At 69.9% G+C, this 15,600-nt stretch carries 13 protein-coding genes; 8 read left to right on the plus strand and 5 right to left on the minus strand.

What is annotated here, in order from left to right; genetic code table 11:
* The first annotated feature begins 210 nt into the window (after nucleotides 1-210).
* The 5 genes from AC1UKG_RS01415 (at nucleotide 211) to AC1UKG_RS01435 (ending at nucleotide 6,079) form a co-directional block, all read left to right on the plus strand.
* Nucleotides 211-1,872 (plus strand): ABC transporter substrate-binding protein, encoded by a 1,662-nt coding sequence (locus AC1UKG_RS01415; protein WP_018744824.1) that lies wholly within the window; start codon nucleotides 211-213, stop codon nucleotides 1,870-1,872.
* A gap of 75 nt (nucleotides 1,873-1,947) precedes the next feature.
* On the plus strand, nucleotides 1,948-2,952 hold the full coding sequence (locus AC1UKG_RS01420) for an ABC transporter permease (protein WP_018744825.1): 1,005 nt from the start codon (nucleotides 1,948-1,950) through the stop codon (nucleotides 2,950-2,952).
* The gene (locus tag AC1UKG_RS01425) at nucleotides 2,949-3,911 is read left to right on the plus strand and encodes an ABC transporter permease (RefSeq protein ID WP_018744826.1); all 963 of its coding nucleotides are present in this window, start codon (nucleotides 2,949-2,951) and stop codon (nucleotides 3,909-3,911) included. The genes AC1UKG_RS01420 and AC1UKG_RS01425 overlap by 4 nt, the downstream gene beginning before the upstream one ends.
* 67 nt (nucleotides 3,912-3,978) lie before the next feature.
* Complete coding sequence (locus AC1UKG_RS01430) at nucleotides 3,979-5,037, plus strand: ABC transporter ATP-binding protein (protein WP_018744827.1); 1,059 nt, start codon at nucleotides 3,979-3,981, stop codon at nucleotides 5,035-5,037.
* Nucleotides 5,030-6,079 carry an ABC transporter ATP-binding protein gene (locus AC1UKG_RS01435; protein ID WP_482642130.1) on the plus strand — a complete coding sequence of 350 codons (1,050 nt, stop codon included), beginning with the start codon at nucleotides 5,030-5,032 and terminating at the stop codon, nucleotides 6,077-6,079. The genes AC1UKG_RS01430 and AC1UKG_RS01435 overlap by 8 nt, the downstream gene beginning before the upstream one ends.
* Nucleotides 6,080-6,093: 14 nt before the next feature.
* Here the strand turns inward: AC1UKG_RS01435 and AC1UKG_RS01440 are convergent, their stop codons facing one another.
* Both AC1UKG_RS01440 and AC1UKG_RS01445 read right to left on the minus strand, forming a co-directional pair.
* Nucleotides 6,094-6,555 carry a hypothetical protein gene (locus AC1UKG_RS01440; protein WP_018744829.1) on the minus strand — a complete coding sequence of 154 codons (462 nt, stop codon included), beginning with the start codon at nucleotides 6,553-6,555 and terminating at the stop codon, nucleotides 6,094-6,096.
* Complete coding sequence (locus tag AC1UKG_RS01445) at nucleotides 6,552-7,160, minus strand: HNH endonuclease family protein (RefSeq protein WP_018744830.1); 609 nt, start codon at nucleotides 7,158-7,160, stop codon at nucleotides 6,552-6,554. The genes AC1UKG_RS01440 and AC1UKG_RS01445 overlap by 4 nt, the downstream gene beginning before the upstream one ends.
* A 144-nt stretch (nucleotides 7,161-7,304) precedes the next feature.
* On the opposite strand from AC1UKG_RS01445, the gene AC1UKG_RS01450 reads away from it, so the two are divergent.
* Nucleotides 7,305-8,807: an MFS transporter gene (locus AC1UKG_RS01450; protein ID WP_018744831.1), complete on the plus strand. Its 1,503-nt coding sequence runs from the start codon at nucleotides 7,305-7,307 to the stop codon at nucleotides 8,805-8,807.
* Between the two features lie 102 nt (nucleotides 8,808-8,909).
* Here the strand turns inward: AC1UKG_RS01450 and leuA are convergent, their stop codons facing one another.
* On the minus strand, nucleotides 8,910-10,685 hold the full coding sequence (leuA, locus tag AC1UKG_RS01455; RefSeq protein WP_026271556.1) for a 2-isopropylmalate synthase: 1,776 nt from the start codon (nucleotides 10,683-10,685) through the stop codon (nucleotides 8,910-8,912).
* A 144-nt stretch (nucleotides 10,686-10,829) separates the two neighbouring features.
* Nucleotides 10,830-11,432, minus strand: coding sequence for a nitroreductase family protein (locus tag AC1UKG_RS01460; RefSeq protein WP_482642129.1), 603 nt, complete (start codon nucleotides 11,430-11,432; stop codon nucleotides 10,830-10,832).
* Nucleotides 11,433-11,667: 235 nt separating this feature from the next.
* Here AC1UKG_RS01460 and AC1UKG_RS01465 point away from each other — a divergent pair, with 235 nt between their 5' ends.
* Entirely contained in the window at nucleotides 11,668-12,933 is a 1,266-nt protein-coding gene (locus AC1UKG_RS01465; protein ID WP_018744834.1) for an aspartate kinase, read from the plus strand.
* 3 nt (nucleotides 12,934-12,936) lie between these two features.
* Nucleotides 12,937-13,998 carry an aspartate-semialdehyde dehydrogenase gene (locus AC1UKG_RS01470; protein ID WP_018744835.1) on the plus strand — a complete coding sequence of 354 codons (1,062 nt, stop codon included), beginning with the start codon at nucleotides 12,937-12,939 and terminating at the stop codon, nucleotides 13,996-13,998.
* Between the two features lie 3 nt (nucleotides 13,999-14,001).
* Here AC1UKG_RS01470 and AC1UKG_RS01475 read toward each other — a convergent pair whose 3' ends face one another.
* Nucleotides 14,002-15,423, minus strand: a complete 1,422-nt coding sequence (locus AC1UKG_RS01475; RefSeq protein ID WP_018744836.1) for a diguanylate cyclase — start codon at nucleotides 15,421-15,423, stop codon at nucleotides 14,002-14,004.
* Nucleotides 15,424-15,600: the final 177 nt, after the last annotated feature.

The following is a 15,600-nucleotide window of genomic DNA, read 5'->3' on the forward strand; positions in this document are numbered from 1 at the left end:
GACGTAACAGTTTCGCATCGCGGCCACCGATCATTCGGGCAGATCGTCTTTTTTCCTTCGATCCTTCGGTCTGGGCGGGGGAAAGCCACGATCCGACATCGACTGTCCACCTAGCAGTTTCCGCACCGTTGGCCGGACGGCTATGGTTCCCGCCATCGGTGACCCCGGTCACCGCGTTGTCCGTATCCACAAGGACGAGGTGAAGCACCCATGCGTGCATCCAGGCCGAAGGCTGCTGTCGCGGCCGTCGCGGTCGCGGCCCTCGCGGTAGCCGGCTGCGCCGAGAGCGACCGCGAGGATTCCGGCGGTAGTAACAACGACACCCTTGTCTTCGGTGTCGCCTCTGACCCGAAGGTGCTCGACCCGAGCTTCGCCAGCGACGGTGAGTCGTGGCGGGTGGCCCGTCAGGTCTTCGAGACCCTGGTCCGCCCCGAGGAGGGCGGCACCAAGGTGAGCCCGGGCCTGGCTGAGTCCTGGACTCCGGACGAGGCGGGCACCACCTGGACCTTCAAGCTCCGCTCGGGCGTGAAGTTCCACGATGGCACCGACTTCAACGCCGAGGCCGTCTGCGTCAACTTCAATCGCTGGTACAACGCCACGGGCCTCATGCAGAGCCCGGACGTGACCGCGTACTGGCAGGACGTGATGCAGGGCTTCGCCCAGAACGAGGACGAAGGGCTCTCGGAGAGCCTCTTCAAGTCCTGCACCGCCAAGGACGCCACCACGGTCGACCTGACCTTCAGCCGGGTTTCCAGCAAGATCCCGGCCGCCCTGATGTTGCCGTCGTTCTCCATCCACAGCCCGACGGCGCTGGAGAAGTACGACGCGAGCAACGTCGGCGGCACCGCGACGGACGTCCAGTACCCCGAGTACGCGACCAAGTACCCGACCGGCACCGGGCCCTTCAAGTTCAAGTCCTGGGACATCGCCAACAAGTCGCTCACCATCGAGCGCAACGATGACTACTGGGGCGAGAAGGCCAAACTGAAGAACATCATCTTCAAGACCATCGCGGATGAGAACGCGCGCAAGCAGGCGCTGAGCTCCGGCGACATCGACGGCTACGACCTGGTCGGGCCGGCTGATGTCGAGCCGTTGAAGAGCGAGGGGTTCAATCTCCTGACCCGGCCGGCGTTCAACATCCTCTACCTGGCCATGAACCAGGAGGGGAACCCGAAGCTGGCCGACCTCAAGGTCCGGCAGGCGATCGCCCACGCGATCAACCGGCAGGCCCTGGTCGACTCGAAACTGCCTCCGGGCGCGAAGGTCGCGACGAACTTCTTCCCGGACACGGTCGAGGGTTGGAACGGCGACGTCACCACCTACGACTACGACGTCGACAAGGCCAAGCAGCTGCTGGCCGAGGCCGGTGCGGCGGACCTGACGCTGCGGTTCCACTACCCGACCGAGGTCACCCGTCCGTACATGCCGAACCCGAAGGATCTCTTCGAGCTGGTCTCGGCGGACCTCCAGGCGGCGGGCATCACGGTCGAGCCGATCCCGCTGAAGTGGACCCCGGACTACATCAACGCCACCACCTCCGGTAGCGAGCACGACCTGCACTTCCTCGGCTGGACCGGCGACTACGGCGACGCCTACAACTTCATCGGCACCTTCTTCGACCGGCAGAAGGACGAGTGGGGCTTCGACAACCCGGCCCTCTTCGCGCAGTTCCAGGACGCCGACTCCACCGCCGACATGGTGGAACGGGTGGAGAAGTACAAGGGTCTGAACAAGACCATCATGGACTTCCTGCCCGGGGTGCCGATCTCGCACTCACCGCCGGCGCTCGTGTTCGGCAAGGACGTGACCGGCGTCACGGCCAGCCCGCTCACCGACGAGCGGTTCGCCAACGCTGAGTTCAAGTCCTGATCTAACGCAAGAAACCGGGCGGGCGCTGTGCTGCACAGCGCCCGCCCGCGCCCCTCCGCACCCTTCTGAGGCATCGTGTTCCGGTTTATCGTCAGACGCCTGCTCCAGCTGATACCAACGCTGTTCGGGCTTTCGCTTCTGCTCTTCATCTGGGTCCGCCGCCTACCGGGCGGCCCCGAGGACGCCATCCTCGGCGAGCGGGCCACCCCCGAGATGCGCGCGGCGATTCGCCGCAGTATGGGTCTCGACGAGCCGATCCTGGTCCAGTACGGCCGTTTCGTGCAGCGGCTCCTTCGCCTGGACCTGGGCACCTCGTCGTCGACCAAGCGCCCGGTGGTCGAGGAGTTCCTGGAGCGTTTCCCCGGCACCGTCGAGTTGACCATCACCGCCCTGGTGATCGCGATCGGGGTCGGCATTCCCCTCGGCTACCTGGCCGCCCGTCGTCGGGGCCGGCTACTCGACCATCTCTCAGTCGGCGGATCTCTGGTCGGGATCTGCGTCCCCATCTTCTTCCTGGCCTACGTCCTGAAGGCGATCTTCTCGGAGAACCTGGGCTGGTTCCCGTCCAGCGGCCGGCAGGACCCGACCATCGACGCGACCCGGATCACGAACTTCTTCGTCCTCGACGGGCTGATGACCCGGGAGTGGGATGCCGTCGCGGACGCACTCTGGCATCTGGTGCTGCCGGGGATCGCGCTGGCCAGCATCCCGCTGGCGATCATCGTTCGGATCACCCGGGCGAGCGTGTTGGAGGTGCTCAACGAGGACTTCGTCCGGACCGCCGAGGCGAAGGGGCTGACCGAGCGGACCGTGCGGGGCCGGCATGTGCTGCGCAACTCGCTGCTGCCGGTGGTCACCTCGATCGGCCTGCTCACCGGGGGACTGCTCTCCGGCGCCGTGCTGACCGAGACCGTCTTCGCGTTCACCGGCATCGGGGCCTTCATCTACGAGGCGATCGGCCAGCGTGACTACCCGGTGCTGCTGGGCTTCATCATGATCATATCGGTGGTGTACGTGCTGGTGAACCTCCTGGTTGACCTCTCCTACAGCCTGATCGACCCGAGGGTGAGGGTCCGATGACGATGACAGGTAAGAAGGAGCGGTTGGACCGGCTCGCCGAGTTGATGAACCGGGACGACGAGCGGGGGGTCAGCCTCTGGCAGGAGGCGTTCCGGCGGCTGCGGCGCAACCCCGCCGCCATCATCGGCGCGGTCATTCTGACGGCCTTCGTCCTGGTGGCGCTGGTCGGCCCGTTCTTCGTCCCCTACGAGCCGAAGGACACCATCGGGATTCGCGAGGGCCTGGTGAAGTCGGGGCAGGGCATCATCCCCGGCGCCTCCGCCGAGCACTGGTTCGGCTACGACCACCAGGGCCGGGACGTCTTCAGCCGGATGATCGTCGGGGCCCGGCAGACGCTGCTGGTCGGGGTGGTCGCCACCCTGATCGGACTGGCCGTGGGTGCCCTGATCGGCGGGGTCGCCGGCGCGGCCGCCGGTCTGGGTGGCCGCTGGGGGCGCGCGGTCGACAACGCGCTCATGCGCATCATCGACATGATGTTGGCGCTGCCCAGCCTTCTGCTCGCGGTCAGCATCGCCGCCCTGCTCGGGGCGAGCCTCAGCACCGTCATGATCGCGGTCGGCGTGGTGTCGGTGCCGGTCTTCGCCCGGCTGCTGCGGGTTTCGATGATCGCGCAGGCCAACAGCGACTACGTGCTCGCGGCCACCTCGCTCGGCGTTCGGAAGCCGAAGATCGCGCTGACGCACATCGTGCCGAACTCGCTGGCTCCGGTCATCGTGCAGGCCACGCTGACCCTGGCCACCGCGATCATCGAGGCCGCCGCGCTCTCGTTCCTCGGCCTCGGCAACCCGGACACGGCGCAGCCCGAGTGGGGCGTCATGCTCGCCGACGCACAGCCGTACCTCGGTATTCGACCCGCACTGGCGATCTTCCCAGCGGTGGCGATCATCATCACCGCGCTCGGCTTCACCCTGCTCGGTGAGGCGATGCGCGAGGCCCTCGACCCGAAGCTGCGGAAGTAGGTCCCGCCATGTGTGTAGCCCGAGAAACGGGTTCGCGAGCCCCGCAGGTGCGAACGGAGGGCCGATAATGGCACTGCTCGAAGTGGATGACCTGAGCGTCACGTTCGCCCGGCGTGGGCAGCGTACGGTGCACGCGGTGGACGGGGTCTCCTTCTCGGTCGACGCCGGTGAGGTCGTCGGTCTGGTCGGTGAGTCCGGCTGCGGCAAGAGCGTCACCTCAATGGCGATCATGGGGCTGCTGCCTCGGCAGGCCGGCACCCGGATCGGCGGTAGGGCGGTCTTCGACGGAACCGACCTGCTCGGATTGGACGACCGCGCCCGGCGGGACATCCGCGGTCGCGACGTGGCGATGATCTTCCAGGATCCGCTCTCCTCGCTGAATCCGGTGATCCCGATTGGGTTGCAGGTGACCGAGGTGCTGGCCCGTCACCGGGGAATGCAGGGTGACGCGGCGCGCAGGGAAGCGGTCGGGCTGCTGGACCGGGTCGGCATTCCGGATCCGAACCGGCGGCTCAAGGAGTATCCGCACCAGCTCTCCGGTGGGATGCGGCAACGGGCGTTGATCGCGATGGCGGTCGCCTGCCGTCCCCGGCTACTGATCGCCGACGAGCCGACCACCGCGCTGGATGTCACCATCCAGGCGCAGATCCTGGAACTGCTCAAGGAGTTGGTCCACGACTCCGGTACCGCGCTTGTCATGATCACCCACGATCTGGGGGTGGTCGCCGGGATGTGTGACAGCATCAACGTGCTGTACGCGGGTCGGGTGGTCGAGACCGCCCGTCGGCGTCCCCTGTTCAGGGAGCCACGGCACCCGTACACCGCGGGTCTGCTCGGTTCGGTGCCCCGCCTGGACAGCGGTCGCGGCGAGCCGCTGAACCCGATCCCCGGCTCGGTACGGGACGTGCTGTCCTGGTCGGAGGGCTGTGCGTTCGCTCCGCGCTGCTCCCGGCGGGTGGACGCCTGCCTCGACGAGACGCCGCCGGTGGTGCGCACCCACGACGGCCGTAGCTACCGCTGTGTCGACCCGGTGCCGCTGCCCGGCGCCGTCCCGGCCCAGGCCGGTCCGGCCGACCAGCCCGAGGCGTCGAGCCCGGAGCCCAACGAGGAGAAGACCCGTGACTGACAACGACATCCTCGTTGAGGTCCGTGACCTGAAGGTGCACTTTCCGATCAAGCGGGGGGTGCTCTTCGATCGCACGATCGGCCACGTGAAGGCGGTCGACGGGGTCGACCTACGGATCCCGCGCGGTCAGACGTACGGCCTGGTGGGCGAGTCCGGATGCGGGAAGTCGACGCTCGGCCGGGCGCTGCTCCAGCTGACCCCGCCCACCGGTGGCGAGGTCGTCTTCGACGATGTCGAGCTGACCACGCTGCCGCCGGCCCGGCTGCGCGCCATGCGCCGTCGGATGCAGATGATCTTCCAGGACCCGATGTCCAGCCTGGATCCACGGCAGAACGTCGAGTCGATCCTCACCGAGGGTTTGCAGACCCACGGCATCGGCGGCAACCGCGACGAGCGACGGGCGATCATCGGGGAGGCGCTCGACAAGGTGGGACTGCCCCGGTGGGCGCTGTCCCGCTACCCGCACGAGTTCTCCGGCGGGCAGCGGCAGCGGATCGGTATCGCCCGGGCGGTGGTCCTCGGTCCGGAGCTGATCGTCGCCGACGAGCCGGTGTCCGCCCTGGACGTGTCGATCCAGGCGCAGGTGGTCAACCTCCTCGACGAACTGCAGGAGAGCCTGGGCCTCACCTACCTGGTGATCGCGCACGACCTGGCCGTCGTCCGGCACATCTCCGACATCGTCGGCGTCATGTACCTCGGCGCCCTGGTGGAGGAGGCGCCGAGCGACCGGCTCTACACCGAGCCGCTGCACCCGTACACCCGGGCGCTCATGTCGGCGGTGCCGGTGCCGGACCCGGATGTGGAGGACCGCCGGGAGCGGATCCTGCTCGCCGGTGACCTGCCGTCGCCGGCCAATCCGCCGGCGGGCTGCCGGTTCCACACCCGCTGCCCATGGGCCCAGCCGACGCGCTGCGCCGACGAACGGCCGGTGCTGCGTGAGATCGGCGGCAGCCGGGTGGCCTGCCACTGGGCTGAGCGGATCGCCAGCGGGGAACTTCGTCCGAACCAGGAGGGGGCGGGAGTCGCCCACGCGTCCGACTGAGGCGCAGCCCCGGCCTAGCCGTCGGGGCGGTCGAGGAGGGCGACGGCGATCGCGTGTACCGCATCGAGGCCGGCTGGGTCGGGCAGCGTCGCCCGCCCGCCGGTGACGACGTACCACTCGTCGGCCTCGCGGTACTGCACCCGCAGGGTGACCTGGCCGTCGAGGTACTCGGTGCGGAGCGTCAGCTCGCCGGTGACCACGCCGACCTCGTCGGTCATCACCCCGCCTGGCCCGGGGACGATCTCCGCGGTACGGACCCCGGACCCGCCGTCAGCTCGCATCCCGGCGCCGGGAGTGCCGCCGGCTGGGGCGCCGGTGGTCTCCGCGCTCATTCCGGCGCCGGGTACCGCGGCACTGGCGGCGCCGTCGGCCGTCATCCCGGCGCTGCCCGGGATGGGTCCGTCGGTGGCGGCAGTCGCGTCGCGCCCGGCTCCCGGGAGTCGGTTCGGGGCCGGGTCCGTCCCGGTGCCGGTCATGATTGGCTCCCCCCGGTGCAGCCCGCCAACATGTCGGCCAGCGCGGTCTTCTCGTCGGTGTTCACCGACAACTGCCAGTGATGCTTCACCGTGACCCAGCTTTCGGCGTAGCGGCACCAGTACGACCGGTTCGCCGGTCGCCACTGGGATGGATCCTGATCGCCCTTCGACCGGTTGGCGGTCCGGGAAACCGCGAAGAGGTGTGGCAGCCGGGTGTCGTTGGCGAAGTCCCCCCGCTTCGCGTCGGTCCACCGGTCGGCCCCGGATCGCCAGGCGTTAGCCAGCGGCACCATGTGGTCCACATCCACCTCGGAGGGGTCGGTGAGAACCTTCCCGTCGTAGACGCTCTCCCAGCGCCCACCGACCACGTTGCAGCCGGAGAGCTTGATGCCCTCCCCGTCTCGCGCGAGCACGGTGTCCCGGACATCGCAGTTCTTGCCGGTGCCCCGCCAGTGGGGGAAGCGGTCGCGGCTGTAGCCCTTCATCGATCCGGCACTGGCCACCGTCAGCTCGGCCAGCTTCTCCATGACATTCCCGCCGTCGCTGGTGGGCGACGGGTCGGGCGTGGTGGCCGGGACGCAGCCGGCCAGGCCGAGCGCCAGCACTGTCGCGAGCAGCGGTCCGGATCTGGTGCGAAGAGACGACACCTCTTTAGCTTGGCGCTTTCCGGCGGTCTCGCCCAGTATCTCGCTGGGCAGTTTCGGCGTTTCGTAGCTGCTTCGAGATCGAGTCGCGGCAACCTTGGGGCCATGACATCACCCTCCCTTCGGCTGGGTACTCCGGCGGGGGCCGGTACGCTGCTCGCCGCGGTACTCGCCTCCGGCATGGTCTTCCTCGACGGCACCGTGGTCAACGTGGCGCTTCCCCGTCTCGGTGAGGACCTGGACGCCACCGTGTCCGATCTGCAGTGGACGGTCAATGGCTACCTGCTGATGCTCGCCGCGTTCGTGCTGCTCGGTGGCGCACTCGGGGATCGCTTCGGCCGGCGGCGGGTCTTCCTGCTCGGGGTGGTCTGGTTCACCGTGGCCTCGGTGCTGTGTGGGTTGGCCCAGGACACCGGGCAGCTCATCGCGGCCCGGCTCCTGCAGGGTGCCGGGGCGGCCCTGCTCACCCCCGGGTCCCTCTCGGTCCTGCAGGCCAGCTTCCACCCGGACGACCGGGGGCGGGCCATCGGCGCCTGGGCCGGTTTCTCCGGCGTCTCCACCGCGCTCGGCCCCTTCGTCGGCGGCTGGCTGATCGACGAGTTCTCCTGGCGGTGGATCTTTTTCCTCAATGTGCCGCTGGCCGTGGTGGTGCTGCTGGCCGCCCTGCGCTGGGTACCGGAGAGCCGGGACGAGAACGTCTCGCGTACCAGAACCGCGGGGTCGGGTCGGCGGCGGTTCGACGTGCTCGGCACGGTGCTGGGGGCAGTAGCCCTGGCCGGGATCACGTTTGCGCTGATCGACGCCCCGGCTCGGGGTGCGACGTCGGTGGCGGTCTTGCTCGCCGCCGCGGCCGGGGTGCTCGGTGCGGTGGCCTTCGTGCTGGTCGAACGGCGTCGGGGGGACACCGCGATGCTGCCGACCGGGCTGTTCACCAGCCGGATCTTCTCCGTGCTGAACGTCTTCACCGTGGTGATCTACGCGGCGCTCAGTGGGTTCACCTTCTTCGTCGCCGTCTTTCTCCAGAACGTGGCGGGCTGGTCGGCGCTGGCCACCGGGGTCGCACTGCTGCCGGTGACCGTGCTGCTGCTGGTCGGCTCACCGGTCGCCGGTGACCTGGCGACCCGGATCGGGCCACGGCTGCCGTTGACCGTGGGGCCGGTGGTGTCCGCGGCCGGACTGCTCCTGCTCCGTGGCGTCGGCGCGGAGGCGTCGTACTGGCGGGACGTGCTGCCGGGGGTGTTTCTCTTCGGGCTTGGCCTGACCCTGGTGGTGGCGCCGTTGACGGCCTCGGTGTTGGCCGCCGTCGCGGACCGCTTCGCCGGAGTGGCGAGTGGCTTCAACAATGCTGCCTCGCGCGCCGGGGGGCTGCTCGCCGTGGCCGCCCTGCCGCTGCTGGTCGGCCTCTCCGGCACCGACTACGAACGGCCGGACGAGTTGACCGCCGCCTACCGGGGGGCGCTGGCCTGGTGTGCCGCGCTGCTGGTGGTGGGGGCGGTGCTGGCTGTGGTCTTCGTACGCCGTCCGCGTCAGGCGCCGCCACCGTCGCAGCCCTGTCATTCGCTGCCGGCCGCGACCGGGCCGCAGCGGGGTACGGGGACCGCTTCCTGACGGCCCCCGGGGCGGCCGATCGAGGTCGGCCAGTACGGCCGGCAGCCGGTAGGCGTCCGGGTTGACCTCGGGTGGAGGCCAACCCGGACCGGCCCCGCTGCCTCAGTGGGCGCGGTTGACGGCGCTGGTCACCGCGCTGATGGTGGCGGTGACGATGTTGGCGTCCACACCGACGCCCCAGACCGTACGGCCATCCACCGCGCACTCCACGTATGCGGCCGCCTGGGCGTCGCCGCCGGAGGAGAGGGCATGTTCGTGGTAGTCGAGGACGCGTACGTTGACGCCGAGGGACTGCAGCGCGTTGACGTACGCGTCCACCGGGCCGTTGCCGATGGCGCTCACGGCGCGTTGCCCGTCGCCGTGCTCGACCAGCGCCTCGAACTCGACCTTGCCGTCCACCGTGCCGAGCGTGTAGTCGCTCAGGGTGACCGTGGGGTTCGCCTGGTGGTCGAGCAGGTACTGCCCGGCGAAGATCTCCCACATGGTCTGCGGGTCGACCTCGCCGCCGTTGTCGTCGGTGACCTGCTGGACCACGCCGGAGAACTCGATCTGGAGCCGGCGGGGTAGGTCGAGCTGGTGCTCGGTCTTCATGATGTATGCGACGCCGCCCTTGCCGGACTGCGAGTTGACCCGGATGACGGCCTCGTAGGTGCGCCCCAGGTCTTTCGGGTCGATCGGCAGGTACGGTACCGCCCACGGGTGCTGCTCGACCGGGATGCCGGCGGTGTCGGCGGAGGCCGCGAGGGCGTCGAATCCCTTGTTGATCGCGTCTTGGTGGGAGCCGGAGAAGGCGGTGTAGACCAGGTCGCCGGCGTACGGGTGGCGCTCGTGCACGGGTAGCTGGTTGCAGTACTCGACGGCGCGTTTGATCTCGTCGATGTTCGAAAAGTCGATCATAGGATCGATACCCTGGGAGAAGAGGTTCAGGCCCAGGGTGACCAGGTCCACGTTGCCGGTGCGCTCGCCGTTACCGAAGAGGCAGCCCTCGATTCGGTCCGCGCCGGCCAGCAGGCCCAGCTCGGCGGCGGCCACTCCGGTGCCCCGGTCGTTGTGCGGGTGCAGGCTGAGCACCAGACTGTCCCGCCGGGGCAGGTGTCGGTGCATCCATTCGATCGAGTCGGCGTAGACGTTCGGCATCGCCATCTCGACGGTGGCCGGCAGGTTGACGATCAGCCGGTGGTTCGGGGTCGGGTCGAGCACCTCGATCACCTTCGCGCAGATCTCCACGGCGTAGTCCAGCTCCGTGCCGGTGTACGACTCGGGGGAGTACTCGTAGTGGATGTCGGTGTCCGGGGTGTGGATCTCCGCGTACTTCTGGCAGAGCCGGGCGCCGGTGGTGGCGATGTCGGTGATGCCGTTGCGGTCCAGCCCGAAGACGACCTGGCGTTGCAGCGTTGAGGTCGAGTTGTAGAAGTGCACGATCGCCCGCTTCGCGCCGCGCAGCGCCGTAAAGGTGCGGTCGATCAGGTGTTCCCGGCACTGCGTCAGCACCTGGATGGTGACATCGTCGGGGATCAGGTCCTGCTCGATGAGTTGCCGGACGAAGTCGTAGTCGGACTGACTGGCCGAGGGGAAGCCGACCTCGATCTCTTTGTAGCCCAGCTGTACCAGGAGCTGGAACATCCGGCGCTTGCGCTCGGGGGACATCGGGTCGATCAGGGCCTGGTTACCGTCTCGCAGGTCGACGGCGCACCAGCGCGGCGCGGTCTCGACGTGCCGGGTGGGCCAGCGGCGGTCCGGTAGGTCGGTGCGGAACTGACGTTGGTAGGGCTGGTAGCGGTGGTGCGGCATCCGGCTGGGGCGTTGCCGGGCGATGGGGTCGGCCGCAGCGGCGGGGGTGCCGGCAGGGTTGGTCATGCGGAGTGCCTCCGTGGTCATGTGACGTCAGCAGTCGAGGTCGGCGAGGCGCCGAGGAACGGGTCGGAGCGGGCGGCGCGGTTCGACCCCGCGGCGAGGTGCCGGCCGTCAGGCCTCGCCGCGGCGACCAAGGAGAAGCAATGCCTGCCACATGACCACGTCACCCTACGTGGCGGGGGACGGATCTGGGAAGGATCGCCCGGACTGTGAGATGGGGGTCGCAGCCGGGGCGACCAGCAGCAGGTCGGCGACGGGGTGACGTCGTCGGAGGCTGGTCTCTGCCGCGATCAGGTCGGCGGGGAGGTCGAGGGGGTTGCCGAGCCGGCCGATCGCGACCACCACGGCGGGCCGGAGGTCGGCGGGGAGTTCGAGCTCACTGGTGAGGCCGGCCCGGTCCAGCTCGCGTAGCTGGCGGACGTGCAGCCCGAGCGCGGTCGCCTGCGTGGTCAGCTGCGCCACGGCCTGCCCCAGGTCGTAGGCGGGCTCCGCGGCCGGTTCGGTGGCGGGCGCGAGGTGCGCGGCGAGTAGGAGCAGCGCGGCGCGCCCCGCCCACCGCTGGTCCCGCTCCGGCAGGTTGACCATGATCCGCTTCCACGTCTCGTCGTCCCGGTGGCCGAGAGCGAAGCGCCATGGTTGCCGGTTCGCCGCAGAGGGCGCCCACCGGGCTGCCTCCAGGAGGAGGTCGAGCTCAGCCGGGTCGAGCTCGGCGTCGGGGTCGAAGGACCGGGGGCTCCACCGGAAGGCGATCAGCGGGGTGAGGTCGGTCATAGGAAGAACCATCCTCTATAAGGCTTTTGTCCACTTGGTTGGGGGCAGGCAATGTGGGAAAAGGCACCCGTAACGGTTCGCTGTGCAGAGCGTTGCGGTGCGCGGGGCCGGATGCTGGGATCACCCGATCCGATCGAGTGGTCCGCCGGATACCCTGAGGGCGTCTTGACATGACGCCGCCGGCTCCGTCGGCGGCGTCGGCACGCTCAGGGTCACTGGGAGGGAGTGCGCCGTCGTGGCACTCGTGGTGCAGAAGTACGGCGGGTCCTCCGTCGACAACGCCGAGCGGATCAAGCGGGTGGCCGAGCGGATCGTCGCCGCCCGCAAGGCCGGTGACGACGTGGTGGTGGTGGTCTCCGCCATGGGTGACACCACCGACGAGTTGACTGATCTCGCCAACCAGGTCAGTCCGCTGCCGCCCGGTCGGGAGCTGGACATGCTGCTCACCGCCGGGGAGCGCATCTCGATGGCGCTGCTCGCGATGGCGATCCACAACCTGGGGTACGAAGCGCGGTCGTTCACCGGCTCGCAGGCCGGGGTCATCACCACCTCGGTGCACGGTCGGGCGCGGATCATCGACGTCACGCCGGGGCGGCTCAAGGGCGCGCTTGACGAGGGCGCGGTGGCCATCGTCGCCGGCTTCCAGGGCGTGTCGCAGGACACCAAGGACGTCACCACCCTGGGGCGGGGTGGCTCGGACACCACCGCCGTGGCGCTCGCCGCCGCGCTCAACGCCGATGTGTGCGAGATCTACAGCGACGTTGACGGCGTCTTCAGCGCCGATCCGCGGATCGTGCCGGACGCCCGGCACATCCGACAGATCACCTACGAGGAGATGCTGGAGCTCGCGGCCTGCGGCGCCAAGATTCTGGCTCTGCGCGCCGTGGAGTACGCCCGCCGGGCGGAGTTGCCGGTCCACGTCCGTTCGTCATACTCGACCAGCACCGGCACGATGGTCACCGGATCGATGGAGGACCTTCCCGTGGAACAGGCGTTGATCACCGGAGTCGCCCACGACCGCAGCGAAGCCAAGATCACGATAGTCGGGGTGCCCGACGAGCCGGGTGCGGCTGCGCGGATCTTCGACACCGTCGCCGGTGCGGAGATCAACATAGACATGATCGTGCAGAACGTCTCCACCGAGGGCACCGGCCGGACGGACATCTCGTTCACCCTGCCCAAGACCGACGGCCCCACCGCCATGGCCGCCCTCAGCAAGATCCAGGACAGCGTCAAGTTCAAGGGGCTGCTCTATGACGACCACGTCGGCAAGGTCTCGCTGATCGGTGCCGGGATGCGTTCCCACCCGGGCGTGGCGGCCGGCTTCTTCGCCGCCCTCGGTCAGGCCGGCGTGAATATTGAGATGATCTCCACGTCGGAGATCCGGGTGTCCGTGGTGTGCCGCGACACCGACCTGGACAACGCCGTGCGCGCCATCCACGACGCCTTCGAGCTCGGTGGTGACACCGAGGCGGTCGTGTACGCGGGGACGGGGCGGTAGCCCGTGGCGTCGCAGCCCACCCTGGCTGTGGTCGGGGCGACGGGCGCGGTCGGCGCCATCCTGTGCGAGCTGCTCACCGGCCGCCGGAACGTCTGGGGCGAGATCCGACTCGTCGCCTCCGCCCGGTCGGTCGGGCAGACGGTGGGTTGCCGGGGCGAGGAGCTGACCGTGCAGGCGCTCACCCCGGAGGTCTTCGACGGCGTTGACGTCGCGATATTCGACGTTCCGGACGCGGTCTCGGTCCAGTGGGCGCCGACCGCGGTCGACCGGGGCGCCGTCGTGGTGGACAACACCGCCGCGTTCCGCACCGAACGCGACGTTCCGCTGGTCGTCCCCGAGATCAACCCGGAGCAGGTCCGGAACCGGCCGAGGGGCATCGTCGCCAACGCGACCTGCACGACCCTCGCCATGATCGTCGCGGTGGCGCCGCTGCACCGCGAGTACGGTCTGCGGGAGCTGGTGCTCTCGTCCTACCAGGCGGTCTCCGATGTCGGGCCGGCCGGAGTGGACACCCTGTACCGCCAGCTCGTCAAGATCGTCGGAGACCGAGGGCTCGGGTCCCGCCCCGGAGATGTCCGGCAGGCGGTCGGGGACGATCTTGGCCCCTTCCCCGCACCCCTCGCGCTGAACGTGGTGCCCTGGGCCGGGGTGCCCACCGATGGCGGCTGGTCCTCCGAAGAGGTGACCCTGCGTAATGACTCGCGCAAGATCCTCGACCTGCCCGATCTGAAGGTCACCGCCACCTGCGTCCGGGTACCCGTCGTCACCGGGCACTCGGTGGCGGTGCACGCCGTCTTCGGCACCGAGGTGGATGCCGAGGGGGCCGGTGAGGTGCTGCGCAACGCGCCCGGTGTGATCCTCGTCGACGAACCGGCGGCCGGTGAGTTCCCGATGCCGATCGACGCCGTCGGCACCGACCCGTCCTGGGTCGGCCGCCTCCGCCGGGCCCTGGACGACCCCCGCGCGCTCGACTTCTTCGTGACCGGGGACAACCTCCGCAAGGGCGCCGCCCTGAACGCGGCGCAGATCGCCGAACTCCTGGCCGGCGAGCTGACGCGGCGTTGACGTTCAGGCGGCGGCCAGGCGTACGCCGTCGCGGCCCTCCCGTTTCACTCGGTAGAGCGCCTGGTCGGCGCGGTGCAGGGCGTGGCCGGCGGGCTCGTCCGGGTACGGGAGGGCGACGCCCACGCTGATGGTGCGGCCGATCCGGCGCGCCGCCGCGGTCAGGCGTTCGGCGACCCGAACTGCCTCCTCGGGACGGTTCACCTCGATCACCGCTGCGAATTCGTCGCCACCGGTCCGGTACAGCTCGTCGCCCTGGCGCAACGCGCCCTCCAACGCCCGTGCCAGCCCCACCAGCAGCTGGTCACCGGCCTGGTGGCCGTACGTGTCGTTGACGGTCTTGAAGCCGTCCACGTCGATCGCGAGCAGGGCGGTGCGCCCAGGGGTGGCCGCCGCGATCCGCTCCCCGAACGGCCCGGTGTGCCGCAACCCGGTCAACGGGTCGGAGCTGGCCCGCTCGCGGAGCCGAGCCACGGTTCGGAGCCGGTTCAGGGCGCTCCCGGTTTGGCCGGCGAGCAATTCCAGCAGGTTGACGGTGGTCGGGTCGGGACGGAGCCGCCGCGCGTCGGCGGCCAGCAGGAGCCCGGCGTCGTCGGGTGTGCCGACCGGCACCGCCACCAGCGTGCGCACCCCGGCCCGGGTCAGTGGAGCGTGGTCGTCGGTCGCCGACGGTTCGGTCTCACCGAGGGTGTAACCGGCGCCGTAGCGGTGGGCCAGGTCGACCATCCGCGCCAGCGCCGCCGGGCCGGCCGCGGAGAGCGCGGAGCGGACCCGGGCCTCCAACTCGTCGCGGCGGGTGCTCGGCCCGCACAGCCGGGGCCCCCGCTGCCCGGCGAGCACCAGAACGGCGGTGGAGAGCCTCGACACGTCCCGCGCTGCCGTGGTGGCCGCGTGTCGCAGCTCCCGCTCGGTGTCGGCGGCGGCCAGCGCGCCGGCGTGGCGCAACAGCTTCTCGCTTCGGGTCTCCGCCGGTGGACCGCCGAGTGCCACGATCCGTGCGCCGAGCTGTTCCGCGAGGTGTCCGGCGGTGTCCCGCCACGCCGTCAGGTCCGCTGGTTGGCTCCAGAGCAGGTCGAGGACGCCGACCGGCCGGCCTGTCGGGCCCGGCACCGGTACGCAGACCTCGCCGGTGGCGTCGGGGCGGACCGGGAGGCGATCCGGCTCCGCGCCGAGGTCGGTGATGACCGCGGGGTGACCGGTGGTGTGCACCCGACCGACGACGCCGGTAGCCGGCGGGACGGTCGAGAAGACCTGCCACGACCCGGTGGCCGCGAGGCAGCGGAGCCGGTCGTGGACCTCCAACAGCACCGAGATCGTGGCCGGGGTGGACCGGGCCAGGGCGGCGATCGTCGCCTGGCACGCCTCGGTGACGGTCGTCGCCGTTGCCAGGCGGGCCGTGCCGTCACTGATGACTCGATCGTGATCCACTCGTGTGTTGTCCCGGGTCGGAGGTGACCGGCTGCTGCCGGTGCCGCGTTCCAGGGTAGCCAGCCGGTCACGGTGCCCCGATGCCCTCGGTCCGCCGTACCGGCGGGCTACCCACTGTTGCCGAAGCTGTGGTGCACCGCCCGGTCGACTGGTGGCGAGAGCGATGAGAGGCTGTCA

It is taken from the genome of Salinispora sp. CH2A1_6 (assembly GCF_056820975.1).

Bases quoted from the DNA above. Each gene is read 5' to 3' on its own strand.
- AC1UKG_RS01415 (WP_018744824.1), top strand. From the start codon at position 211: ATGCGTGCATCCAGGCCGAAGGCTGCTGTCGCGGCCGTCGCGGTCGCG.
- AC1UKG_RS01425 (WP_018744826.1), top strand. From the start codon at position 2,949: ATGACGATGACAGGTAAGAAGGAGCGGTTGGACCGGCTCGCCGAGTTG.
- AC1UKG_RS01430 (WP_018744827.1), top strand. From the start codon at position 3,979: ATGGCACTGCTCGAAGTGGATGACCTGAGCGTCACGTTCGCCCGGCGT.
- AC1UKG_RS01440 (WP_018744829.1), bottom strand. From the start codon at position 6,555: ATGACCGGCACCGGGACGGACCCGGCCCCGAACCGACTCCCGGGAGCC.
- AC1UKG_RS01450 (WP_018744831.1), top strand. From the start codon at position 7,305: ATGACATCACCCTCCCTTCGGCTGGGTACTCCGGCGGGGGCCGGTACG.
- leuA (WP_026271556.1), bottom strand. From the start codon at position 10,685: ATGACCACGGAGGCACTCCGCATGACCAACCCTGCCGGCACCCCCGCC.
- AC1UKG_RS01460 (WP_482642129.1), bottom strand. From the start codon at position 11,432: ATGACCGACCTCACCCCGCTGATCGCCTTCCGGTGGAGCCCCCGGTCC.